Source organism: Pseudomonas sp. JE3303, assembly GCF_056312565.1.
Genome location: NZ_JBWGIF010000012.1, coordinates 145,842 through 167,017 on the forward strand (window position 1 = coordinate 145,842; position 21,176 = coordinate 167,017).

Genomic DNA, 21,176 nt, shown 5'->3' on the forward strand with positions numbered 1-21,176 from the left:
TGAATCTCGATGGAACGATTGCGCCACAGCATATTCAAATACTGGCTAAGCGCTCTGCCTCGGGGATAAAGGCAGGTAAACTCACGTAAAACCTCAAAGTGGTGCAGCAGAATCGATCGCGAGCCTGCGAAGAATCCACCACATTGCTTCGATGGACCATTTTGTTCGGGCGTCTTCAGATGATTCAAGCAGCTTCCCTGGATCAGCAAAGCTTTCGTCGGCTGCTGAGCCGCAACATTGGCCTCCCGTTGGGAGTGGGCCTGCTCAGTGCCGTCGCTTTCATCGCGGTGATCAACTATCTGCTCTCCGCCATGCAGTGGGTCGAACATACCGACCGGGTGATCGGCAACGCCAATGAGGCGGTCAAGCTGACCATCGACATGGAAACCGGCATGCGCGGGTTCCTGTTGACCGGCGACGAGCGGTTTCTCGATCCTTATGAAATTGCAAAGCCGCGTGTATTCAGTGGGCTGCAGGGGCTTCGCGAGCTGGTCGAGGACAACCCTCAGCAGGTCGACCGGATCGACCGGCTGACCGCCCTGCAGCGCGAGTGGAACAACTTTGGCGGCGACATGATCGCGCTGCGGCGCAGCGGGGGCGACGCCGAGGCGCCGATCCGCAATGGCCGGGGCAAGCGGCTCACCGATGAAATCCGCCAGGAGTTCGATGGTTTCGTTGCCACCGAGCAGCAACTGCGCATGGCGCGCAACGAAAAAGTGCGCAGCAACACCATCCTCCTCATCACGTCATTCGTGCTGCTGGTCATCGCGCTGAGCGCCTTGCTCGCCTATCGCGGCCGACGCGACCTGATGCTGCTGTCTGCCAGCTACATGGAAAATCTGGAAGCCCAGCAACGCGCGGCCGAGCGGCTGGAATACCAGGCCTGGCTGCGTAACGGCCAGACCCAGCTGGCCGAGCAGGTACTGGGGCAGTTGAGTCTGCCGATGCTCGGGCAAAACATCCTGCGCTTTTTCGCGGGGTATCTGGGCAGCGTGGTGGGGGCGTTGTATGTGCGTGACGCACATGGTCACCTGCAGCGGGTCGCCACTTATGGCCTTGATTCCGACGCCCAGGCCCGTGTCCAGGTGGGCAGCCAGGAAGGGCTGCTGGCCGAAGCCATGAAGCAGAACCGTCTGCTGCGCCTGGAGCACTTGCCCGAAGATTACTTTGCCTTCAGCACCGGTCTGGGTTCCGGGCTGCCGCGAGGAGCACTGCTGATGCCGTCGCGCGACGACGGGCAGGTCAACGGTGTGCTGGAACTGGGTTTCCTGCGTCCACTCGACGACCGCGATGGCGAACTGTTGGAGCGCGTCACCGAGAACCTTGGCATGTCCATCGAGAGTGCGCGCTATCGTCAGCGCCTTCAGGAAGTGCTCGCCGAAACCCAGCAGCTCAACGAAGAGCTGCAAGTGCAACAGGAAGAGCTCAAGACCGCCAACGAAGAGCTCGAAGAGCAGTCGCGGGTGCTCAAGGAATCCCAGGCGCATCTCGAGACCCAGCAGGCAGAGCTTGAGCAGACCAATGAGCAGTTGAGCGACCGCACGGACGCCCTTGACCGCAAGAACAGCGAACTCAACAAGGCCCAACTCGAGTTGCAGGCCCGCTCCGAAGATCTCGAGCGCTCGAGCAAGTACAAGTCCGAATTCCTCGCCAACATGTCCCACGAGCTGCGCACGCCGCTCAACAGCTCGCTGATCCTCGCCAAGCTGCTGTCCGAGAATGGCCAGGGCAACCTCAGTGACGACCAGGTAAAGTTCGCCGAATCGATCTACTCGGCCGGCAACGACCTGCTCAACCTGATCAACGATATCCTCGATATCGCCAAGGTCGAGGCTGGCAAGCTCGAAATGCGCCCCGAGAACACGCCATTGGCGCGCCTCGTCGAGGGCCTGAAGGGCATGTTCGAGCCTTTGGCAAACCACAAGGGCCTGGAATTCAGGGTGGAGCTGCACCAACCCATGCCGGCCTCGCTGTTCACCGACCGCCAGCGTCTGGAGCAGATCCTCAAGAATCTGCTGTCCAATGCCGTCAAATTCACCGACCGTGGCCAGGTCAGCCTGCAGATCAGCCACCAGGCGGACGCTGGCATCGTCTTCACCGTGCGTGACAGTGGGATCGGCATTGCCGCCGACCAGCAGCAGGTGATTTTCGAGGCGTTCCACCAGGCCGATGGCACCAGCAACCGCCGTTTTGGCGGTACCGGGCTGGGCCTGTCGATCTCCCGTGACCTGGCACGTCTGCTTGGCGGCCATATCAGCGTCCAGAGCACTCCGGGGCAAGGCAGCGTGTTCAGCCTGGTATTGCCCGAGCGCTATGAGGCGCCTGCCGAGCAGCTGGAGCCCGTGGCGCCCAAGCGCCCGGCTCTCCAGTTGCCGGCGCCGCTGCTGCCCGTTGCGCCGGCACCGCTGCCTCGCGCGGTGCCGACCTTCCAGGATGACCGCGACAAGGCGCCATTCGGCAACCGCTGCATTCTGGTGATCGAGGACGAACCCAACTTCGCTCGCATTTTGTACGACCTGGCCCACGAGCTGGGCTACAGCTGCCTCGTGGCCCAGGCCGCCGACGAGGGTTTCCAGCTCGCAGTCAGCCATGTTCCCGACGCCATCCTGCTGGACATGCGCCTGCCCGACCATTCAGGGTTGACCGTGCTGCAGCGCGTCAAGGAGCAGGCCACCACCCGTCATATCCCGGTACACATCATCTCGGTCGAGGACCGGGTCGAGGCGGCCATGCACATGGGCGCCGTGGGCTACGCGGTGAAGCCGACCAGCCGCGACGAGCTCAAGCAGGTGTTCGCACGCCTGGAAGCCAAGCTGACCCAGAAGCTCAAGCACATCCTGCTGGTGGAGGACGACGATCTGCAGCGTGAGAGCATCGCGCTGCTGATCGGTGACGAAGACATCGAGATCACTGCCGTGGCGATGGCCCAGGAGGCCTTGGACCTGCTGCGCGAGAATATCTACGACTGCATGATCATCGACCTCAAGCTGCCTGACATGCTCGGCAACGAGTTGCTCAAGCGCATGACCGCCGAGGACATTCGGGCGTTCCCGCCGGTCATCGTCTACACCGGGCGCAACCTGACCCGTGATGAAGAGGCCGACCTGCTCAAGTACTCGCGTTCGATCATTATCAAGGGCGCCCGCTCGCCGGAGCGCCTGCTCGACGAGGTCACGCTGTTCCTGCACAAGGTCGAGTCGCAGCTGTCGCATGAACGCCAGCGCATGCTCAAGACCGCACGCAGCCGCGACAAGGTCTTCGAGGGTCGCAAGATCCTGCTGGTCGACGACGATGTGCGCAACATCTTCGCCCTGACCAGCGCCCTGGAGCACAAGGGCGCACTGGTGGAGATCGGCCGCAATGGGCGCGAGGCCATCGAGCGGCTGGAGCAGCACGAGGACATCGACCTGGTGCTGATGGACGTGATGATGCCGGAAATGGACGGCTACGAGGCCACGCGCCTGATCCGCGAGCAGCCGCGCTGGCGCAAGCTGCCGATCATCGCCGTGACCGCCAAGGCCATGAAGGATGACCAGCAGCGCTGCCTGCAAGCCGGCGCCAATGACTACCTCGCCAAGCCGATCGACCTGGACCGCCTGTTCTCGCTGATCCGTGTATGGCTGCCGCAACTGGAGCGAATTTGACTAGCCAACCCAATATCGATATCGAGATCCGGCTGTTGATCGAGGCGATCTATCTCAAGTACAGCTACGATTTCCGTGATTATTCCGGTGCTTCGATAAAGCGCCGGGTTCACCATGCACTGCGCCAGCTCGAATGCCGGACGGTGTCGGCCCTGCAGGAGCGGGTGCTGCACGATCCGGGCATGTTCATGCAGCTGCTGCAGTACCTGACGATCCCGGTCAGCGAGATGTTCCGCGACCCCGGCCACTTCCTGGCCGTGCGCCAGGAAGTGGTGCCACTGCTGCGCACCTGGCCCTCGGTCAAGGTGTGGATCGCAGGCTGCAGCACGGGGGAAGAGGTGTACTCGATGGCTATCCTCCTGCGTGAAGAAGGCCTGCTCGACCGCACGATCATCTATGCCACCGACATCAATCCGCGCTCGCTGGAAAAAGCCAAGCAGGGTATCTACTCGATGCAGGACATGCAGGCCTACGCCGAAAACTACCGGATGGCGGGAGGGCGCCGGGACTTCGCCGAGTACTACACGGCAGCCTACGGCAACGCGATCATGGACAGCAGCCTGCGCGAAAACGTGACGTTCGCCGACCATAGCCTGGCGACCGACAGCGTGTTCTCCGAAACCCAGTTGATCTCCTGCCGCAATGTGCTGATCTATTTCAACAAGGACCTGCAGGACCGAGCATTCGGCCTGTTCCACGAATCCCTGTGCCATCGCGGTTTTCTGGTCCTGGGCAGCAAGGAAACGCTGGATTTCTCGAACTACGCCGAGCGGTTCGAAGCCCTGGTCAAACCTGAACGGATCTACCGCAAGTCATGAACAGGACCAGGGCGGTGGTGATCGGCGCGTCCGCTGGCGGCGTCGCGGCGCTTTTTACCGTGCTGGGCGCGTTGCCGCCAGGCTTTGCGATTCCCGTAGTGTGCGTGCTGCACCTGCCTGAAGGCCGTGACAGTCAACTGGCCGAGGTAATGGAGCGAAAGCTGCTGCGCCCGGTCGTGCAGGGCAGGGACAAGGAACGGATTGCCCCTGGCACGATCTATGTGGCAGGCCCGGGCTACCATCTGTCGGTGGAACTCGATGGCCGGCTGTCCCTGAGCCAGGAAGATCCGGTGCATTTTTCCCGCCCGTCGATCGATTTCCTGTTCGAGTCGGCGGCTGACGCCTTTGGGCGCGAACTGTTAGGTGTGCTTCTGACCGGTGCCAACGAAGATGGCGCCCGCGGCCTTGCCTATATCAAACAAAGCGGAGGCCGGACCGTGGTCCAGGACCCCCGCGAAGCACAGGTTGCGCTGATGCCGGAGGCCGCACTGGCCTTGCACCAGCCAGACCATATACTTTCTCTGAGCGGTATCGGGCAATTGCTCGCCACTTTGGAACCCAGTGAATGCTAAGCCCTATCCCAGCCAAACTGCTGATCGTCGATGACCTGCCGGAAAACCTGCTGGCGCTTGATGCGCTGATCCAGGGAGCCGACCGCGAGGTGCACAAGGCCAATTGCGCCGAGGCGGCGTTGTCCCTGCTGCTCGAGCACGAGTTCGCGCTGGCCATTCTCGACGTGCAGATGCCTGGCATGAACGGCTTCGAGCTTGCCGAACTGATGCGCGGTACCGAGAAGACCAAGAACATTCCGATCGTGTTTGTCAGTGCCGCGGGCCGCGAACTGAACTACGCCTTCAAAGGCTACGAGAGCGGCGCGGTGGACTTTCTGCACAAGCCGCTGGATAACCATGCGGTCAAGAGCAAGGTGTCGGTATTTGTCGACCTGTATCGCCAACGCAAGACGCTTGCTCAGCAGCTTGAGGCCCTGGAGCGCAGCCGCCAGGAACAGGAACAGCTGCTGGGGCAGTTGCAGGTGGCACGCAGCGAGCTTGAGCATGCCGTGCGCATGCGCGATGACTTCATGTCGATTGTCTCGCATGAAGTGCGCACACCGCTCAATGGCCTGATCCTTGAAACCCAGTTGCGCAAGATGCACCTGGCGCGTGACAACGCCGAAGCCTTTACCCTCGACAAGATGCGCGCGATGGTCGAGCGTGACGAGCGCCAGATCAACAGTCTCATCCGCCTTATCGAAGACATGCTCGATGTGTCGCGTATTCGTACCGGCAAGCTGTCGATCCGGCCCAAGCGATTCGACCTGGGCCCGCTGGTAAAAGGGCTGGTGGAGAACTTCGCGAATCAGGCAGCCGCTTCGGCCTCGGTGATCGAGCTCGAACGTTGTGAAACGCTCCACGGAGAGTGGGACGAGTTCCGTATCGAGCAGGTCATTGCCAACTTGCTCAGCAACGCCCTGCGCTATGGCGAGAAGCAGCCGGTCAAGGTGCGGGTGTTCGCGCAGGCCAACATGGCCTGTATACAGGTGCAGGACCAGGGCATCGGCATCAGCTCGCACAACCAGCAGCGAATCTTCCAGCAGTTCGAGCGCGTGGCGGCGCATCAGGTGAGCGCAGGGCTTGGTCTTGGGCTTTATATATCGGAGCAGATCGTATTGGCGCACGACGGCGAAATCCGCGTCGAAAGTGAAGAGGGCAAGGGTTCGACCTTCAGTGTCCACTTGCCCATGGCCGAGGTGCTGCAAGAAAGTGGTCGGGAGCAGGCAACCTCTGCGTGAGCCCGGGGTCGTATGGCCATCCTATTGATATTCAAGGCGTTGGCATGAGTGAAGATGCGCAAGATGTAGTACTGGTCGTCGAAGACGAGCCAGCCATCCGGATGATCCTCAAGGATTATCTCTCAGGCGAGGGCTACCACGTGCTGGTGGCCGAAGACGGCGAACAGGCGTTCGACATACTGGCGCGCAAGCCTCACCTGGACCTGATGGTGACCGACTTTCGGCTCCCGGGCGGCATCTCCGGCGTGGAGATCGCCGAGCCAGCGGTCAAGCTGCGTCCAGACCTGAAAGTAATCTTCATCAGCGGTTATCCGGCGGAGATTCTCGAGTCTGGAAGCCCGATCGCGCGCAAGGCGCCGATCCTGGCCAAGCCGTTCGACCTCGAGACCCTGCATGACAAGATTCAGGAACTGCTGCGCTGAATGCTCAGGCGTGCGGCGTCAGGCCGCCGGCGCGCAAAGTGCGCTCCAGGCCACCTAGCAGCAAGCTTTCCATCAGCGCCAGGCTATGATCCTCGGGCAGATCGCGCGCCTGCAGCCAGCCCGGCAGCCCGTTGAGCAAAGTCGCGGCGACATGTGCGGTGGCGGCCAGCGTTTCTCCTGACACCCGGGCTCCGGGCGCAATCAGTTTCAACAACCCGGTCTCGTAAACCTTGCGCAGGCCTGCGAGGCGTTGCTGCTGGTGCTCGCCCAGGCAGCACAGGTCGCGGTCGGCCAGGCGAAACTGCAAGGGGCGTTCGGCATGCAGCGCCCAGTGCGCGGCAATCAGAGAGGGCAGGGCAGGCTCACCCTTGGCCACTGCACGCCGTCCCTGATCAAGCGTGGCTTCAAGTTCCTCGAACAGCTCTTCGATCAGGTCATAGAGCAGGTCCTGCTTGCTGGGGAAATGATGGTACAGCGAGCCTGCGGCCAGCCCGAGATGGCTGGCCAGCTCACGCATGCTGACCTGGCCGAAGCCCTTCTCGGCGAACAGCGCCATGGCGATGTCACGCCGCTCGTCGAAGCTCGCACAGCGCAAGGCGGCGTTTACCGGCATGGCGATACTCCTCAGTAGGTGAAGAATCCACGGCCACTCTTGCGGCCCAGATAGCCTGCGGCGACCATTTCCTTCAGCAGCGGGGCAGGCCGGTATTTGCTGTCGTTGAAGCCCTCATGGAAGGCTTCCATGATCGCCAGCAGCGTGTCCAGTCCGATCAGGTCAGCCAAGGCCAGCGGGCCGATCGGCTGGTTGCAGCCCAAACGCATGCCGGTGTCGATGTCCTGCGCGCTGGCCAGGCCTTCCTGGCGTACGAAAATCGCTTCGTTGATCATCGGGACGAGAATGCGATTGACCACGAACCCCGGGCGGTTGCCCGCACTGATCGGCGTCTTGCCGACTTTTTCGGTCACCAGCAGGGCCTGCGCGTAGGTGGTGTCGCTGGTCTGCAGGCCCCGGATGACTTCGACCAGGGCCATCATGGGCACGGGGTTGAAGAAGTGCACGCCGATAAAGCGCTCCGGGCGCTCGATGGCCGCCGCCAGTTCAGTGACCGACAGCGACGAGGTATTGGTGGCAATCAGGCACTCACCGGCGACGTTGACCGCGACCTGCTGCAGGATGCGCTGCTTGAGCGCCAGGTTTTCGGTGGCGGCTTCGATTACCAGCTGCACTGAGCTCAGGTCTGCGTAATCGGTACTGGTGCGGATCCGCGTCAGCGCGGCATCGGCCTGTTCGCGGGACAGGGTCTGTTTGTTGACCTGGCGCTCGAGGTTGTTGCCCAAGGTGGCAAGGCCCCGCTGCAGAGCGGTGTCGGTGACGTCTATCAGGGTCACCTGGTATCCCGCTACCGCGCATACCTGGGCAATGCCGTTGCCCATGGTGCCGGCGCCGATCACCGCGATCTGTTCGATGTTCATCTGTCAGGGCTCCTTCCAGGTGCGTTTGAACGCTCCGATGAGTGAAAACGTGGCGGGCCCGGGCCAGGCTCTGCGACAATGCCAGCACCCGCGGGGTAGACCGAGTCTAGGCAATCAGCAAGGCCCGGCCTATGCCGTAACTGTTCAGCCACCCTGGCATTTTTTGCCACTCGACACAGGCAGCGAAACCGCCATGCGCGATAGCGACTCGGTCGCCGTGTACTTCCTCCATGCCATGCTCCACGGCTTGCGTGGCCAGCCGCAACGGCGCGACGCGCTGGTGCGTGCAGCAGGCATCGATCCACAGGTGCTCGAACAGCCCCAGGCTCGGGTCCCTGCTGCGGCGTTTGCCCGAATCTGGCTGGAAGTGATCCAGGCCCTGGGTGACGAGTTCTTTGGGCTCGATCGCCACGGCATGCCCCAGGGTAGCTTCGCACTTATCTGCCGCAGCCTGATCCAGGAGCCAAACCTGGAGAAAGCACTGCGCCAGTGCCTGAACAATTTCGCGCTGTTTCTGCGTGATGTACGCGGCACCCTGACTGTGCGCGGGGGACGCGCCGTGATCAGCCTGCAATCAGACATCGAGGATCCGCTGACCCGTGTCTACGCCGAAGAAACCTTCCTGGTCCTGGTGATCAGCCTGCTGTGCTGGCTGGCCGGTCAGCGCATTGTCATCGTCCGGACCGAGCTGGCCATCGCCCGGCCTCCGCAGGAGGATGACCCGCTGATGTGGGGGGCTGATCTGCAGATGGGCACGGGTCGCAGCGAAGTCGAGTTCGATGCGCATTACCTGCGTCTTCCCGTAGTACAGGACCTGGCAGCGCTCAAGACCTTCCTGCGTAGCGCGCCGCAGTGGCTGGTGATCCGCTTCCGCCACCAGCATGGTCTGGCCGCCAAGGTATACCGGCATCTGCGTACACGGTGTTTCGGGGAGTGGCCGACCTTGACTGAGATGGCTGCGCAAGAAAGGATCAGCGCCAGTACCTTCCGCCGCCAACTGGTGCGTGAAGGCCGCTCGTTCCGACAGATCAAGGACGAGGTGCGCCGCGCCATGGCCTTCGATTGTCTGCGCGACGACACGCTGAGCATCGCCGAAATCGCGGAGCTGACGGGTTTCCAGGAATCCAGCGCCTTTCACCGGGCCTTCAGGAAATGGACGGGGCAAAGCCCCGGCGGCTTCCGGGCCCGCCTGGCTGCGGGCGTTCCGGGAGGGCGGGTTGCGGTTCAGGCTTCTTGTCCAGCCGTGCCCGCTAAAGCCGTACCGCGCTCACCGTGATGTAGCCCCGTTCGGGCAGGGTGATGCGGATCACCGTTTCTTCCGTCGATGTATTCTTGACCTGCCGCACCCGGATGCCGTCAACAGCCGCCGCCCGCAGGCGGTGGTGGATAGCGCGCCCGCGGGGATCGAAGAACGCCTCGCTGGCCAGAATCTCGATCTGCTCGATCAACGTGCGCGTATGCTCGTCGGTGGCGCAGAAAAACATCACGCCGCTCCAGTGGGGATCGTCGTCGGGGTTGCTCACTTCATGCTTGAGGAGCTGGAAGAGGTTGTACTTGAGCTGCGTGGTCGGGCAATTTACCGAATGCATGAGCGAGGCCTCTCGTGGATGGTCCGGTTGCAGACGGGCGGATGATGGTTTTCGCAGCCTTTGAATTTATATAGGACGTTTCCGCAGTCGCTGTGGGAAATTTGCTCTTCGCCAAGCGGCATATTTCAAGAATGGCGTTGAAAGGTACAGTAAAGTGTATTGCGATAATTGAGGACTACTGTACGGGTGCGGACAGTAATGTCTCAGCTAGTGTGAACGCACTCCCAACGACATCAGATGCCTGCCATGCTCAGCTCACTCGACCTGTTCACCGCCTTCGTGCTTTTCGCCTTCGTGTCCTCGATCACGCCGGGTCCCAACAACACGATGCTGCTGGCATCCGGGGTCAATTTCGGAGTGCGTCGCTCCATACCCCATGCACTGGGCATCAGTATCGGCTTCATGGTCATGGTGATGGCAGTCGGCCTGGGCCTGGGCGAGGTGTTCAAGGCCTGGCCGGCGCTCTACAGCATCCTGCGCTACACGGGCGCTGCGTACCTGTTGTACCTGGCGTGGAAGATCGCCACGTCCGGGCCACTCGGTGCCGCGGGTCCGGGCGCGCGAAAACCTCTGGGATTCTGGGGAGCAGCGGCGTTCCAATGGGTAAATCCCAAGGCCTGGGTCATGGCGGTAGGCGCCATCACCACGTATACCCCTGCCCAGGGCTACGTGGTCAATGTGATCGTCATCGCAGCAGTCTTCGCGCTCGTCAACCTGCCCAGCGTCGGGATCTGGGTGATGTTCGGCAGTGCCCTGCGCAACGTCCTGCAGAATCCGCGCTGGTTGATGCTGTTCAATCTGCTGATGGCAACGCTGCTGGTGGTATCGCTGTACCCGCTGCTGTTTGCGGAGTCATCGTTTTCCTAGTCGAGCCTGGGACCGCCTGTCGCATGAATGAAACAACCGGACGAACTCTTCAAGGCACCTGTTGATCTTCCGCTAAGGTGCAGTGGGCCGAGTGCCCGGACGATTGCCACGGCGAATCGAACTCCGGCCGAACATGCCCATTTTCAATTGGCACCTGGCCGCCATAGGGCGTACTGACTACATGAGATCATTCTTGTAAGAGGGCCGTACCATGTCGTTGATTGGTGTTTCAATGCTCGAAATGCGTCAGATCATCGAGCAGGCCTGCCTGCCCGATCGCTGTGAAGTGTCTTGCCCGGATGGCGTATGCCTGACCATTCGCCTCGGGCAGGGTCAGACGCTTAATGATTGCCTGACCGTAACCGGAATTCCGTTGGACAGCCTCAAGAGCTGTCGCGATCTCGCTGACCTGGTGGCGCATTTGCGCACCGAGCAGCGTCGCAGCCACCGCAGCGTGGTCAGAGCTATTGCCTGAATCGACCGCCACCCGGTCAACCTCTGCTGGCCGGGTGCATACCGCCTATTGAAGCTCCACCAGCAACTTCAGCCCACCGTCACCGTATCGATAGTGATGGCGCACGATCCCATGGTAATGCCGACCCTCCCAGTCGAATGCAAGGCTATGGGAGCGCTCGACCTTTGCGGGCAGGGGCGGATCGATCAGCAATTGCAGGGCAGGGCGCCCTTGGAGGTTGAGAGCGGCGAGTTGCACATGGCACTCCACGCTCTGGGCAACCGGGCCGAACAGGGTGTCGCGCAAGAAATCCAGATGCAGGCAGGCACTAGGGGCTCGGCAAGGCATCTTCATGACAGGGTCCCTGAGTCAATCAGGATCGCAGCGGGACGGTGCGGGGACAGGTTCATGACGCAGGCTCCTCTAGTTCGAATGTTATATCCAGATTCGAAAGCGCTCTGCGGCGGATGTTCAAGTTATTTCCAGGGGTAGCTGATTTTCCCCCGGACGGCCATGAAAAAGCCCGCCTTGAAGGCGGGCTTTTCAGTGCCGGACCTGGCTCACCGATTAGGGTTGAGGGTCAGGTGCACATGGCGGTTGACGTCCTTGTACAGCAAGTAGCGGAACGGGCCTGGACCGCCGGCATAGCAGGCTTGTGGGCAGAAGGCCCGCAGCCACATGAAGTCACCGGCCTCGACTTCGACCCAGTCCTGGTTCAGGCGGTACACCGCCTTGCCTTCGAGCACGTACAGGCCGTGTTCCATCACGTGGGTTTCAGCGAACGGGATCACGCCGCCCGGCTGGAACGTGACGATGTTGACGTGCATATCATGGCGCATGTCAGCCATGTCGACGAAACGGGTCGTTACCCAGCGGCCTTCGGTGCCAGGCATCGCCAGCGGCTCGACGTCTTTTTCGTTGGTGACGAAGGCTTCCGGCAGGTCCAGGCCCTCGACTTTCTGATAATGCTTGCGCAGCCAGTGGAAAGTGACATTGGCCTTGCTGTTGTTGCGCAGGCTCCAGTCGGCCCCGGGTGGAATGAAGGCATAGCCGCCAGGTGTCAGCGTGTGGTGCTTGCCCTGCAGGGTGATGTCGACTTCACCTTCGACCACGAACAGCACCGCTTCGGCATTAGGGTCTAGCTCAGGACGCTCGCTGCCGCCTTCGGGGGCGAGCTCGACAATGTACTGCGAGAAGGTTTCGGCAAAGCCGGTCAACGGACGGGCGATGACCCACATGCGCATCTTGTCCCAGAACGGCAGGTGGCTGGTGACGATGTCACGCATCACGCCCTTGGGGATGATGGCGTAGGCTTCGGTGAACATGGCACGGTCTGTCAGCAGCTCGGTCTGAGCCGGGTGCCCACCGTGAGGGGCGAAGTAGGAAGCATTCGACATGGACAGTCTCGACTTGTTGTTATTCCCCGTGCCTTGGCCGCACCGGTTGGTGTGGCGGGGGGGATGGGAGCACGATATCCAACAGGCGATATCATCTACAAATTAAATGTTGAAATACCCGGTATTTGTTTTGTGAATGACTCTGAATGCGCACCCCCCTGGGGCCAGGAGCAGGCATACAACTGGCCTGGCGGTATTTGGCCTGATCGCGTGGATGACGGTGACCTTGGCGAGACCCAACGCCAAGGCCCTGGCCGAGCCACTGTGGAGGGACAGCCGGCTACTGAGGTAGAAAAAACATCAGTTATATTCATTAACTGATTGAAATATATCAGTTTCTGTTTCTGGAAGCGGCGTGTTGTGCGCACTGTTCCTGGTAGGTTTGCCGAATGGCTGCAGGCTTCAGGTGCGAGCGGCTGTTGTAGGTCTGTTCGGTAATCCCAAGCGCGGTCATGCGCATCCAGGGCTTGGGAAACCTGCGCACCTGAAGTCTTTTACGCGCGGCGTACAGGGTGACGCCCGACAATTTTGCCTGCTGTGCATCGGCGGCAATCTCCGAGCCCCATGTGCACGCATAGCGATCGCTCTTGCTCGACGCCTTGGCCTGGTCGCCGATGGCGAGCGAGGAGAGTACGCATGCCGCCGTTACTAGAATTACCCGCATGTTGCTGTCCTAAGCTGCTGAAGGTAAAGGAAGTTTGCAGTTTTTGACGAACGTCAGGGGCCAGCAAATTGCCGTCACCGATGTAGGTGATCGTACAACTGTTTTAGGCTATGATAGCCGCTGGCTTTCAACCATGAATGTGCAGGGCATGACAGAGCAGCAGGTACAACCACGGGCCCGCCGCAAGCCGCGCAGCCTGGCCCAGGAACTGGTCGCGGTGCTGACCGAGCGGATTCGCAGCGGCGCCCTCAAGCGCGGCGACAAGCTACCGACCGAATCTCAGATCATGGTCGAGGAAGGCGTAAGCCGCACGGTAGTGCGCGAGGCGATCTCCCGGCTACAGGCGGCGGGCCAGGTCGAAACTCGCCATGGCATCGGCACGTTCGTGCTCGACACGCCATCGACGGGCGGTTTCCGTATTGATCCGGCCACCATCGTCACCCTGCGCGAAGTATTGGCGGTGCTGGAGTTGCGCATCGCGCTCGAGATCGAGTCGGCAGGCCTTGCTGCCGAGCGGCACTCCGGCGAGCAACTGCTGATAATGCGCAAGGCGCTGGATGAACTGAACGAAGGGGCTGCCCACGCCTCCGACGCCGTCTCGGCGGATTTCCAGTTTCACCTGCAGATCGCGCTTGCCAGCGGCAATCACTATTTTGCCGACATCATCAACCACCTGGGCACCAGTATCATCCCGCGGACGCGCGTCAACTCCGCGCATCTGGTTCATGACGACCAGGCGCATTATCTCAGCCGGCTCAGCCACGAGCACGAAGCCATCTACGAGGCCATCGCCCGGCGTGACAGCGAAGGGGCCAAGATGGCCATGCGCTTGCACCTGAGCAATAGCCGTGAGCGGCTACGCCAGGCGCATGAAAGGGCAGAGGCGCAGGGCGTCTGAATGCATCAGCGCCGGTATCGCAGGTAAAAAAAGCCCCGCAATCGCGGGGCTTTTTTTACGGCTTTGGTTTAGCCGATCGCAGCCTCACTCCACTGCCCATTAACCAGACGCTTCAAGCCCAGTGGATTGCTGTCCTGCAACGCGGCAGGCAGCAGCGCCTGCGGGTAGTTCTGGTAGCAGACCGGGCGCAGGAAGCGGTCGATCGCCAGGCTGCCCACAGAGGTGCCGCGAGCATCTGAAGTGGCTGGATACGGGCCGCCATGGACCATGGCATCGCACACCTCGACCCCGGTGGGATAGCCGTTGATGAGAATGCGGCCGACCTTTTCTTCGAGCAACGGCACCAGCCATGCATAGGCCTCCAGGTCCTCGGGCTCGCCGATCAGGGTGGCGGTCAGCTGGCCGCGCAGGCCCAGCAGCGCAGCGCGCAATTGCGCGTTGTCGCTGACTTCGACAGCCACGGTAGTGGGCCCGAACACTTCTTCCTGCAGCAACGGATCTGCGTTGATCAGCAAGCTGGCATCAGCCCTGAACAGCTGCGCCCGGGCCTGGTTGCCTTGCTGCGGTTGGCCGGCCAGATGCTCGATGCCGGTATGTGATTGCAGGTGTTCGAGGCCTTTGCTGTAGCTGCGCAAGCCCCCGGCGTTGAGCAAGGTCTGCCCGGCCTGCTGGTCCAGGTGCTGGCCAAGCTCGCTGAGCAGTTGGGTGTAGCGAGGCGACTCCAGGCTGATGACCAGGCCTGGGTTGGTGCAGAATTGACCGCCGCCAAGGGTGACAGAGCCTGCGAGATCACGGGCGATGGCCTCGCCGCGCTTGGCCAGGGCGCCCGGCAGGATGATCACCGGGTTGATGCTCGACATTTCGGCGAACACCGGAATTGGCTGCGGACGCTCGGCGGCCATCTTGCACAGCGCATTGCCACCGTTGAGCGAGCCGGTGAAGCCCACTGCCTGGATGGCAGGGTGCTTGACCAGCCACTCCCCGACGCCGCTGCCAAACACCATGTTGAACACGCCCTTGGGCATGCCGGTACGCTCAGCGGCCCGCTGGATCGCACAGCCGACCAGGTCGGCGGTGGCCATGTGGCCACTGTGTGCCTTGAATACCACAGGGCAGCCAGCGGCCAGCGCTGCGGCGGTGTCGCCCCCGGCAGTGGAGAAGGCGAGTGGGAAATTGCTGGCACCGAAGACCGCCACCGGGCCTACACCGATGCGCATCTGGCGCAGGTCGACGCGTGGTAGCGGCTGGCGGTCGGGCATTGCCAGGTCGATACGCGCGCCAAGGAAGTCTCCGCGGCGCAGCACTTGGGCGAACAGGCGCATCTGGCCGCTGGTGCGGCCGCGCTCGCCCTGGATACGGCCAGGGGGCAGGGCGGTTTCACGGCAGACGATGGCTACGAAGGCATCGTCCAGCTCGTCCAGTTCGGCGGCGATGGCGTCGAGGAAGTCGGCGCGGCGAGCGGGACTCAGCTGGCGGAATTCCACGAAGGCCGCGGCAGCTGCTTGCGCCGCCTGGTCGACTTCAATCTCGGTGGCCTGGACAAAGCTGTAAGGCAGAGCCTCGCCTGTCGTGGCGTCCAGGCTTTGCAGGCGTTGCTGGCCGGCAGCGCTGCGCTGGCCTGCGATGAAGTTGTGGCCGAGGATCTCAGGCATGGTGTGCTCCTTGGTTAGATATATGGGCATAGGGCCATAAGGCCGCTCCCGCACCGGTCCGTTGTGCCTATGGTCACGTCACCGGTGCGGGGTTGAACAAGGTGATGTCGTTGTGCAGTTTGTGCTTCTCGGCCCAGGTCTGCTGACGGCCGCTGGCAACGTCGAGGTAGTAGTGGAACAGCTCCCAGCCGAGTTCCTCGATACTGGCGCGGCCCGTGGCGATGCGGCCGGCGTCGATGTCGATAAGGTCCGGCCAGCGCTGGGCCAGCTCGGTGCGGGTACACACCTTGACCACTGGCGCCATGGCCAGGCCATACGGGGTACCGCGGCCAGTGGTGAATACGTGCAGGTTCATCCCCGCAGCCAGCTGCAAGGTGCCGCAGACGAAGTCACTGGCGGGCGTGGCGCAGAAGATCAGGCCCTTGCGGTTAACCCGCTCGCCCGGGCCAAGTACACCCTGGATAGCGCCGCTGCCGGACTTGACGATCGAGCCGAGGGATTTTTCGACGATGTTCGACAGGCCCCCTTTCTTGTTGCCAGGCGTGGTGTTGGCGCTGCGGTCGGCGGCGCCGCGTTCAAGGTACTGGTCGTACCAATCCATCTCGCGTACCAGCGCATCGGCCACTTCCGGCGTCTCGGCGCGCGAGGTGAGCATGTAGATTGCATCGCGCACTTCGGTGACTTCGGAGAACATCACCGTGGCACCTGTACGCACCAGCAGATCGGCGGCAAAGCCCAGCGCCGGGTTGGCGGTGATGCCGGAAAAGGCATCGCTGCCGCCACATTGCATGCCCAGGATCAGCTCGCTGGCAGGCACGGTTTCGCGGCGGCGCTGGTCGAGCTTGCGCAGGCGCGCGTCGGCCAGCGACATGATCTGCTCGATCATCTCGACGAATCCCAGGCTGGCATCCTGCAGGCGGTAAAGCCAGGGCTCGCTGAGATCCACGGACGGGTCGTTTTCGTGCATCACCTGGCCGGCCTGGAGTTTTTCACAGCCCAGGCTGATCACCAGCGCTTCGCCACCCAGGTTGGGGTTGCGCGCGAGATTGCGCACGGTGCGGATCGGGATGTAGGCGTCGCGCGCGTTGATCGCCACGCCACAGCCATAGCTGTGGGTCAGCGCGACCACGTCGTCGACGTTGGGGTACCTGGGCAGCAACTCGTCACGGATTCGCTTGACCGCATGGTCGAGCACGCCGGTAACGCATTGCACCGTAGTGGTGATGCCAAGGATATTGCGCGTGCCCACGGTGCCGTCGACGTTGCGGTAACCCTCGAAGGTATAGCCCTCGAGCGGTGGCAGTGGCGCGGGAATGGCATCGCAGCGGGGCAGGCTGTCCAGCTCTGGAGCGGCCGGCATGCCCAGTTGGACTTCCTTGACCCAGCTGCCCTGCGGCAAATCTTCAAGCGCATAGCCGATGATCTGGCCATAGCGGCGGACCGGCTCGTCCTTGGCAATGTCGACCAGCGCGACCTTGTGGCTCTGGGGCACGCTTTCGACCAGGGTCAGCCCGTCGGCGAAGCGGCTGCCTTCGCCAAGGCCGTGGTCATTGACCACGACCACAACGTTGTCTTGCTCGTGCAGGCGCACGTAGCGGGGCGAATCGGTGGTTTCGATCAGTTGCATGGTCGGGCCCTTCCTGGAAGTCTCTCAGGCTTTTATTCTGCAGCCGGCGCCCTGCAGGGCGCCGGAGTGTTCATTCAATGACGCGAGCCCGCCAGTTCGCTGCTGGAGGCAGAAGGTTCAGAGCCGTCCTTGCGACCCTCGCGCAACTCGATGCGCTTGATCGGGCCGACGATCACCAGGTAGCTGAACACCGCCACCAGGGCATTGGCGCCCACGTACACCAGTGCCCATTTGAATGAGCCGGTTGCGCTGATGATGTAGCCGATGATGATTGGCGTGGTGATCGAGGCAATGTTGCCGAAGGTATTGAACATGCCACCGGACAGTCCGGCGATCTGCTTTGGTGAAGTATCCGAGACCACCGCCCAGCCCAGCGCGCCGAGACCTTTGCCGAAGAACGCCAGGGCCATGATGCCGACCACCATCCATTCGGCGTCGACGTAGTTGCAGATCACCATGGTGGTGGACAGCAGCAGCCCGACCACGATCGGCGCCTTGCGGGCGAAGGTGAGCGAGTGGCCACGGCGCAGCAGGTGGTCCGACAGCACACCGCCGAGCACACCGCCGATAAAGCCACAGATTGCCGGCAACGAGGCGATGAAACCTGCCTTGAGGATCGACATGCCGCGCTCCTGCACCAGATACACCGGGAACCATGTCAGGAAGAAATAGGTGATCGCGTTGATGCAGTACTGGCCCAGATAGATGCCGACCATCATGCGGCTGGTCAGCAACTGTTTGATGTAGCCCCATTTCGGCCCGCTGTTGCCGGCTTCGCGCGGCTTGTCCATGTCGACCAGGCCGCCGTTCTTCTCGATGTGATCGAGCTCCTCGGCACTGATCAGTGGGTGCTCCTTGGGGTTGTAGATCACCTTGAGCCAGACGACGGAGAAGGCGATGCCCATCGCGCCCATGACCACGAACACGTGTTCCCAGCCCCAGGAGTGGACGATCCAGCCCATCAGCGGTGCGAAGAGCACCGTGGCGAAGTATTGCGCGGAGTTGAAAATGGCCGAGGCCGTGCCGCGTTCAGCGGTGGGAAACCAGGCCGCGACGATGCGCGCGTTGCCCGGAAACGACGGCGCTTCGGCGAAACCGACCAGAAAGCGCAGCATGAACAGGGCAATGATGGCGTTGGCCATCGGCAGGTAGCCGACGAAGCCTTGCAACACGGTGAACAGCGACCAGGTGAAGATACTGAATGCGTAGACCTTCTTCGAGCCGAAGCGGTCGAGCAGCCAGCCACCGGGAATCTGGCCAAGCACATAGGCCCAGCCGAAGGCGGAGAAGATGAAGCCGAGAGTGACCGCATCGATTCCCAGGTCTTTCTGCAGGCTGGAGCCGGCGATCGAGATGGTGGCGCGGTCGGCGTAGTTGATCGTGGTGACGATGAACAGCATCAACAGGATCAGGTAGCGCACATGCGTCTTTTTCGTCGCTTGCATGCTGGCGTACTCCCACTAGTTATTTTTGTGCGGGCGATAGGTGTATGCCGAAGCGGGGACTTCCCGCTTCGGCTCGCGACAGGGCAGGCCGCGCAGATCAGGCTTACTGAGCGCCTTGCTTGTCCATCAGGGCCGCGAGCATCTCGTACTCTTCGCCGGTCAGTTCGGTCAATGGCGTGCGCACTGGGCCTGCGTCATAGCCGGCAAGCTTGGCGCCGGCCTTGACGATGCTGACGGCATAACCGGCCTTGCGGTTGCGGATGTCCAGATAAGGCAGGAAGAAATCGTCGATCAGCTTGGCGACGGCGGCATGATCGTCCCGGGCAACGGCGTTGTAGAAGTCCATCGCGGTCTTTGGCACGAAGTTGAACACTGCGGACGAGTAGACCGGCACGCCCAGGGCCTTGTAGGCGGCAGCATACACTTCGGCGGTCGGCAGGCCACCCAGGTAGCTGAAGCGATCGCCCAGGCGGCGGCGGATCGACACCATCAGCTCGATGTCACCCAAGCCGTCCTTGTAGCCGATCAGGTTCGGGCAGCGTTCGGCGAGTTTTTCGAGCTGGTCGGCGTTCAGACGGCAGACGTTGCGGTTGTACACCACCACGCCAATCTTCACCGACTTGCACACGGCTTCGACGTGGGCGGCAACGCCGTCCTGGCTGGCTTCGGTGAGGTAGTGCGGCAGCAGCAGCAGGCCCTTGGCCCCAAGACGCTCGGCTTCCTGGGCGTATTCGATAGCCTGGCGGGTAGATCCACCCACACCTGCGAGAATCGGCACCGAACCTGCGCAGGTGTCCACGGCAGTCTTGATGACCTGGCTGTATTCACTGGCCGCCAGAGAGAAGAACTCACCGGTGCCACCGGCTGCGAAGAGTGCGCTGGCGCCGTACGGAGCAAGCCACTCCAGGCGCTTGGCGTAACCGGCCGGGTTGAAGTCGCCCTGGGCATTGAAATCGGTCACCGGGAACGACAGCAGGCCGTGGGAAAGGATGGATTGCAGTTCTTGTGGATTCATTGTTGTTAGCATCCTGTGGCGCTTGGAGATAGTGGGTTGAACCAAGGTGGAGGTAAGTTATCGTACAACCTTGGCAATGAATAGTCCCTTGAGGCAGATTTTTTTGGATTGAGGGGCGGCTGGCGCGGGGTGAAAGAGGGCTGAGGCGAAGTCAAAGGCTCTATTACGGGGATTTCAGCGTTTTCGGCAAGTCGTCGTATCTCTTTGCGAGATATCGCCCGCTCTTACATGCACATACACATGCAGAGCGGGAAGGGGGCCAAGAGATCAGGCAGAGTGACGCTGCTTGCTCGATTGGGTCTTGCGCACCTGCTGCCGGCAGGCATCACCGAACGCCTGGAAGATGCGGATCGAATCGGGGTTCCTTGCCGCTTGCCACTCCGGGTGCCATTGCACGGCGAAAAGGAATGGCGAGAGGCTCGGCGCGTGAATCGCCTCGACCAGGCCGTCTTCGGCGACAGCGATCGGTTCAAGACCTTCGCCGAGGGTCTTCAGCCCTTGGCCATGCAGGGAGTTCACGCGGATCTCGTCCGTGCCGAGTGTCTCTTCCAGCCAGCTGCCAGGCTTTATCTTCACGCCATGCACCGCCTGATACTGCACCTCGACCGGATCTTCCGGATTCTCCCGGTGATCGTTGAAGCCAGGCTCGTCGTAGACCTTCTGGTAGATATCTCCGCCCAAGGCCACGTTGATTTCCTGCATGCCCCGGCAGATGCCGAAGATCGGCAGGCCACGGGCAATGGCAAGTTGCACCAGCGGAATGTCGAACAGGTCGCGGTTCTTGTCCTGGCCCTTGCCCGGGGTTTCGTTTTCCTGGCCATAAAGCGCCGGATCGATGTTGCTGCCTGCGCCAGTCAGGTAAACGCCGTCGGCCATGTCCAGGTAGGTTTCCAGCGCATCGATGCCGCAGCAGGTGGGAACCAGTACAGGCACGCAGGCGGCGAAGTCGACCAACGGGGTAATGTATTTATGGGTCATGACCTGATAGTCGTGGCCCTTGCGCTCCTGGGTGCCCATGGTCATGAGTACGACGGGCTTGCGCAGAGTCTGAGGCTTGTTGCCAATGTTGCTGTTGGACATATGTCACCTTGGGACAGGCTCGGCCTGTCATTGTTTTGCAGGCGTGCACGTGGAGCCTGGGCACTGCCTGAGGTCTCGAGCACTGCCGGACGGCCATGCGGGTGGCCGTTTCCGGTCGAAACCTGTCAGATAGCTTGCCAGAGCCGTTTAATATGTCAAACGACTTGCAGGGAAGAGAAGCGCTGGAATGGCGGTTTCACGGGAGGTTAGGCGGGTAAGACCCTGATGGAGCAAGGGTATTGCAGGCTTTCGGTCAATTATATTTGACGATGCATTCGCTCTTTGCAGCCATGCAATGAAGCACGGGATGCGCTGAGGTATTTGACAGATCGGGGCGCC

20 protein-coding genes are annotated in these 21,176 nt (G+C 61.7%); 9 read left to right on the forward strand and 11 right to left on the reverse strand.

The window, feature by feature from the left end; translation table 11 throughout:
* Positions 1 to 179: 179 nt before the first annotated feature.
* Genes AC0ZZU_RS18100 through AC0ZZU_RS18120 form a run of 5 tightly spaced genes read left to right on the forward strand, consistent with a single transcriptional unit; the run spans position 180 to position 6,676 of the window.
* The gene (locus tag AC0ZZU_RS18100; protein ID WP_476342510.1) at positions 180 to 3,644 is read left to right on the forward strand and encodes a response regulator; all 3,465 of its coding nucleotides are present in this window, start codon (positions 180 to 182) and stop codon (positions 3,642 to 3,644) included.
* Positions 3,641 to 4,462, forward strand: a complete 822-nt coding sequence (locus AC0ZZU_RS18105; protein WP_476342512.1) for a CheR family methyltransferase — start codon at positions 3,641 to 3,643, stop codon at positions 4,460 to 4,462. The genes AC0ZZU_RS18100 and AC0ZZU_RS18105 overlap by 4 nt, the downstream gene beginning before the upstream one ends.
* The gene (locus AC0ZZU_RS18110; protein WP_476342514.1) at positions 4,459 to 5,034 is read left to right on the forward strand and encodes a chemotaxis protein CheB; all 576 of its coding nucleotides are present in this window, start codon (positions 4,459 to 4,461) and stop codon (positions 5,032 to 5,034) included. Before AC0ZZU_RS18105 ends, AC0ZZU_RS18110 begins: the two co-directional genes overlap by 4 nt.
* Positions 5,028 to 6,254, forward strand: a complete 1,227-nt coding sequence (locus tag AC0ZZU_RS18115; RefSeq protein ID WP_476342515.1) for a hybrid sensor histidine kinase/response regulator — start codon at positions 5,028 to 5,030, stop codon at positions 6,252 to 6,254. Before AC0ZZU_RS18110 ends, AC0ZZU_RS18115 begins: the two co-directional genes overlap by 7 nt.
* 44 nt (positions 6,255 to 6,298) lie before the next feature.
* A complete protein-coding gene (locus AC0ZZU_RS18120) occupies positions 6,299 to 6,676 on the forward strand; it encodes a response regulator (RefSeq protein ID WP_476342517.1) in 378 nt (125 codons plus the stop codon).
* A 4-nt stretch (positions 6,677 to 6,680) separates the two neighbouring features.
* Here the strand turns inward: AC0ZZU_RS18120 and AC0ZZU_RS18125 are convergent, their stop codons facing one another.
* Both AC0ZZU_RS18125 and AC0ZZU_RS18130 read right to left on the reverse strand, forming a co-directional pair.
* Positions 6,681 to 7,289: a TetR/AcrR family transcriptional regulator gene (locus AC0ZZU_RS18125; protein WP_476342518.1), complete on the reverse strand. Its 609-nt coding sequence runs from the start codon at positions 7,287 to 7,289 to the stop codon at positions 6,681 to 6,683.
* Positions 7,290 to 7,300: 11 nt separating this feature from the next.
* On the reverse strand, positions 7,301 to 8,149 hold the full coding sequence (locus AC0ZZU_RS18130; RefSeq protein ID WP_476342519.1) for a 3-hydroxybutyryl-CoA dehydrogenase: 849 nt from the start codon (positions 8,147 to 8,149) through the stop codon (positions 7,301 to 7,303).
* A gap of 193 nt (positions 8,150 to 8,342) precedes the next feature.
* On the opposite strand from AC0ZZU_RS18130, the gene AC0ZZU_RS18135 reads away from it, so the two are divergent.
* Entirely contained in the window at positions 8,343 to 9,425 is a 1,083-nt protein-coding gene (locus tag AC0ZZU_RS18135) for an AraC family transcriptional regulator (protein ID WP_476342521.1), read from the forward strand.
* On the opposite strand, the gene AC0ZZU_RS18140 is transcribed toward AC0ZZU_RS18135, so the two are convergent.
* Positions 9,400 to 9,738 (reverse strand): hypothetical protein, encoded by a 339-nt coding sequence (locus AC0ZZU_RS18140; RefSeq protein WP_476342523.1) that lies wholly within the window; start codon positions 9,736 to 9,738, stop codon positions 9,400 to 9,402. The two genes, AC0ZZU_RS18135 and AC0ZZU_RS18140, sit on opposite strands and share 26 nt — an antisense overlap.
* A 237-nt stretch (positions 9,739 to 9,975) precedes the next feature.
* Here AC0ZZU_RS18140 and AC0ZZU_RS18145 point away from each other — a divergent pair, with 237 nt between their 5' ends.
* Together AC0ZZU_RS18145 and AC0ZZU_RS18150 are read left to right on the forward strand one after the other, a co-directional pair.
* On the forward strand, positions 9,976 to 10,605 hold the full coding sequence (locus tag AC0ZZU_RS18145) for a LysE family translocator (RefSeq protein ID WP_476342525.1): 630 nt from the start codon (positions 9,976 to 9,978) through the stop codon (positions 10,603 to 10,605).
* Between the two features lie 211 nt (positions 10,606 to 10,816).
* A complete protein-coding gene (locus AC0ZZU_RS18150; RefSeq protein WP_476342526.1) occupies positions 10,817 to 11,080 on the forward strand; it encodes a DUF1652 domain-containing protein in 264 nt (87 codons plus the stop codon).
* A 45-nt stretch (positions 11,081 to 11,125) separates the two neighbouring features.
* Here the strand turns inward: AC0ZZU_RS18150 and AC0ZZU_RS18155 are convergent, their stop codons facing one another.
* The 3 genes from AC0ZZU_RS18155 to AC0ZZU_RS18165 all read right to left on the reverse strand — a co-directional run bounded on the left by AC0ZZU_RS18155 (position 11,126) and on the right by AC0ZZU_RS18165 (position 13,120).
* Entirely contained in the window at positions 11,126 to 11,413 is a 288-nt protein-coding gene (locus AC0ZZU_RS18155; protein ID WP_476342527.1) for a hypothetical protein, read from the reverse strand.
* 206 nt (positions 11,414 to 11,619) lie between these two features.
* Positions 11,620 to 12,456 (reverse strand): bifunctional allantoicase/(S)-ureidoglycine aminohydrolase, encoded by an 837-nt coding sequence (locus AC0ZZU_RS18160; RefSeq protein WP_476342528.1) that lies wholly within the window; start codon positions 12,454 to 12,456, stop codon positions 11,620 to 11,622.
* Positions 12,457 to 12,787: 331 nt separating this feature from the next.
* A complete protein-coding gene (locus AC0ZZU_RS18165; RefSeq protein ID WP_476342529.1) occupies positions 12,788 to 13,120 on the reverse strand; it encodes a hypothetical protein in 333 nt (110 codons plus the stop codon).
* A gap of 148 nt (positions 13,121 to 13,268) precedes the next feature.
* Between AC0ZZU_RS18165 and AC0ZZU_RS18170 the strand changes: the two genes are divergently transcribed.
* Entirely contained in the window at positions 13,269 to 14,018 is a 750-nt protein-coding gene (locus tag AC0ZZU_RS18170; RefSeq protein ID WP_476342530.1) for a FadR/GntR family transcriptional regulator, read from the forward strand.
* A 68-nt stretch (positions 14,019 to 14,086) separates the two neighbouring features.
* Here the strand turns inward: AC0ZZU_RS18170 and AC0ZZU_RS18175 are convergent, their stop codons facing one another.
* The 5 genes from AC0ZZU_RS18175 to AC0ZZU_RS18195 form a co-directional block, all read right to left on the reverse strand.
* The gene (locus tag AC0ZZU_RS18175; RefSeq protein WP_476342531.1) at positions 14,087 to 15,670 is read right to left on the reverse strand and encodes an aldehyde dehydrogenase (NADP(+)); all 1,584 of its coding nucleotides are present in this window, start codon (positions 15,668 to 15,670) and stop codon (positions 14,087 to 14,089) included.
* A gap of 73 nt (positions 15,671 to 15,743) precedes the next feature.
* Entirely contained in the window at positions 15,744 to 17,297 is a 1,554-nt protein-coding gene (gene garD / locus AC0ZZU_RS18180; RefSeq protein ID WP_476342532.1) for a galactarate dehydratase, read from the reverse strand.
* 74 nt (positions 17,298 to 17,371) lie between these two features.
* Positions 17,372 to 18,742 (reverse strand): MFS transporter, encoded by a 1,371-nt coding sequence (locus AC0ZZU_RS18185; protein ID WP_476342533.1) that lies wholly within the window; start codon positions 18,740 to 18,742, stop codon positions 17,372 to 17,374.
* A gap of 103 nt (positions 18,743 to 18,845) precedes the next feature.
* Complete coding sequence (kdgD, locus tag AC0ZZU_RS18190; RefSeq protein ID WP_476342535.1) at positions 18,846 to 19,757, reverse strand: 5-dehydro-4-deoxyglucarate dehydratase; 912 nt, start codon at positions 19,755 to 19,757, stop codon at positions 18,846 to 18,848.
* A 267-nt stretch (positions 19,758 to 20,024) separates the two neighbouring features.
* Positions 20,025 to 20,837: a gamma-glutamyl-gamma-aminobutyrate hydrolase family protein gene (locus AC0ZZU_RS18195; RefSeq protein ID WP_476342536.1), complete on the reverse strand. Its 813-nt coding sequence runs from the start codon at positions 20,835 to 20,837 to the stop codon at positions 20,025 to 20,027.
* Positions 20,838 to 21,176 lie beyond the last annotated feature (339 nt).

Excerpts from the sequence above, each read along its gene's own strand:
- AC0ZZU_RS18100 (WP_476342510.1), top strand. The coding sequence starts at position 180 with ATGATTCAAGCAGCTTCCCTGGATCAGCAAAGCTTTCGTCGGCTGCTG.
- AC0ZZU_RS18110 (WP_476342514.1), top strand. The coding sequence starts at position 4,459 with ATGAACAGGACCAGGGCGGTGGTGATCGGCGCGTCCGCTGGCGGCGTC.
- AC0ZZU_RS18115 (WP_476342515.1), top strand. The coding sequence starts at position 5,028 with ATGCTAAGCCCTATCCCAGCCAAACTGCTGATCGTCGATGACCTGCCG.
- AC0ZZU_RS18120 (WP_476342517.1), top strand. The coding sequence starts at position 6,299 with ATGAGTGAAGATGCGCAAGATGTAGTACTGGTCGTCGAAGACGAGCCA.
- AC0ZZU_RS18125 (WP_476342518.1), bottom strand. The coding sequence starts at position 7,289 with ATGCCGGTAAACGCCGCCTTGCGCTGTGCGAGCTTCGACGAGCGGCGT.
- AC0ZZU_RS18130 (WP_476342519.1), bottom strand. The coding sequence starts at position 8,149 with ATGAACATCGAACAGATCGCGGTGATCGGCGCCGGCACCATGGGCAAC.
- AC0ZZU_RS18135 (WP_476342521.1), top strand. The coding sequence starts at position 8,343 with ATGCGCGATAGCGACTCGGTCGCCGTGTACTTCCTCCATGCCATGCTC.
- AC0ZZU_RS18140 (WP_476342523.1), bottom strand. The coding sequence starts at position 9,738 with ATGCATTCGGTAAATTGCCCGACCACGCAGCTCAAGTACAACCTCTTC.
- AC0ZZU_RS18145 (WP_476342525.1), top strand. The coding sequence starts at position 9,976 with ATGCCTGCCATGCTCAGCTCACTCGACCTGTTCACCGCCTTCGTGCTT.
- AC0ZZU_RS18150 (WP_476342526.1), top strand. The coding sequence starts at position 10,817 with ATGTCGTTGATTGGTGTTTCAATGCTCGAAATGCGTCAGATCATCGAG.
- AC0ZZU_RS18155 (WP_476342527.1), bottom strand. The coding sequence starts at position 11,413 with ATGAAGATGCCTTGCCGAGCCCCTAGTGCCTGCCTGCATCTGGATTTC.
- AC0ZZU_RS18160 (WP_476342528.1), bottom strand. The coding sequence starts at position 12,456 with ATGTCGAATGCTTCCTACTTCGCCCCTCACGGTGGGCACCCGGCTCAG.
- AC0ZZU_RS18165 (WP_476342529.1), bottom strand. The coding sequence starts at position 13,120 with ATGCGGGTAATTCTAGTAACGGCGGCATGCGTACTCTCCTCGCTCGCC.
- AC0ZZU_RS18170 (WP_476342530.1), top strand. The coding sequence starts at position 13,269 with ATGACAGAGCAGCAGGTACAACCACGGGCCCGCCGCAAGCCGCGCAGC.
- AC0ZZU_RS18175 (WP_476342531.1), bottom strand. The coding sequence starts at position 15,670 with ATGCCTGAGATCCTCGGCCACAACTTCATCGCAGGCCAGCGCAGCGCT.
- garD (WP_476342532.1), bottom strand. The coding sequence starts at position 17,297 with ATGCAACTGATCGAAACCACCGATTCGCCCCGCTACGTGCGCCTGCAC.
- AC0ZZU_RS18185 (WP_476342533.1), bottom strand. The coding sequence starts at position 18,742 with ATGCAAGCGACGAAAAAGACGCATGTGCGCTACCTGATCCTGTTGATG.
- kdgD (WP_476342535.1), bottom strand. The coding sequence starts at position 19,757 with ATGAATCCACAAGAACTGCAATCCATCCTTTCCCACGGCCTGCTGTCG.
- AC0ZZU_RS18195 (WP_476342536.1), bottom strand. The coding sequence starts at position 20,837 with ATGTCCAACAGCAACATTGGCAACAAGCCTCAGACTCTGCGCAAGCCC.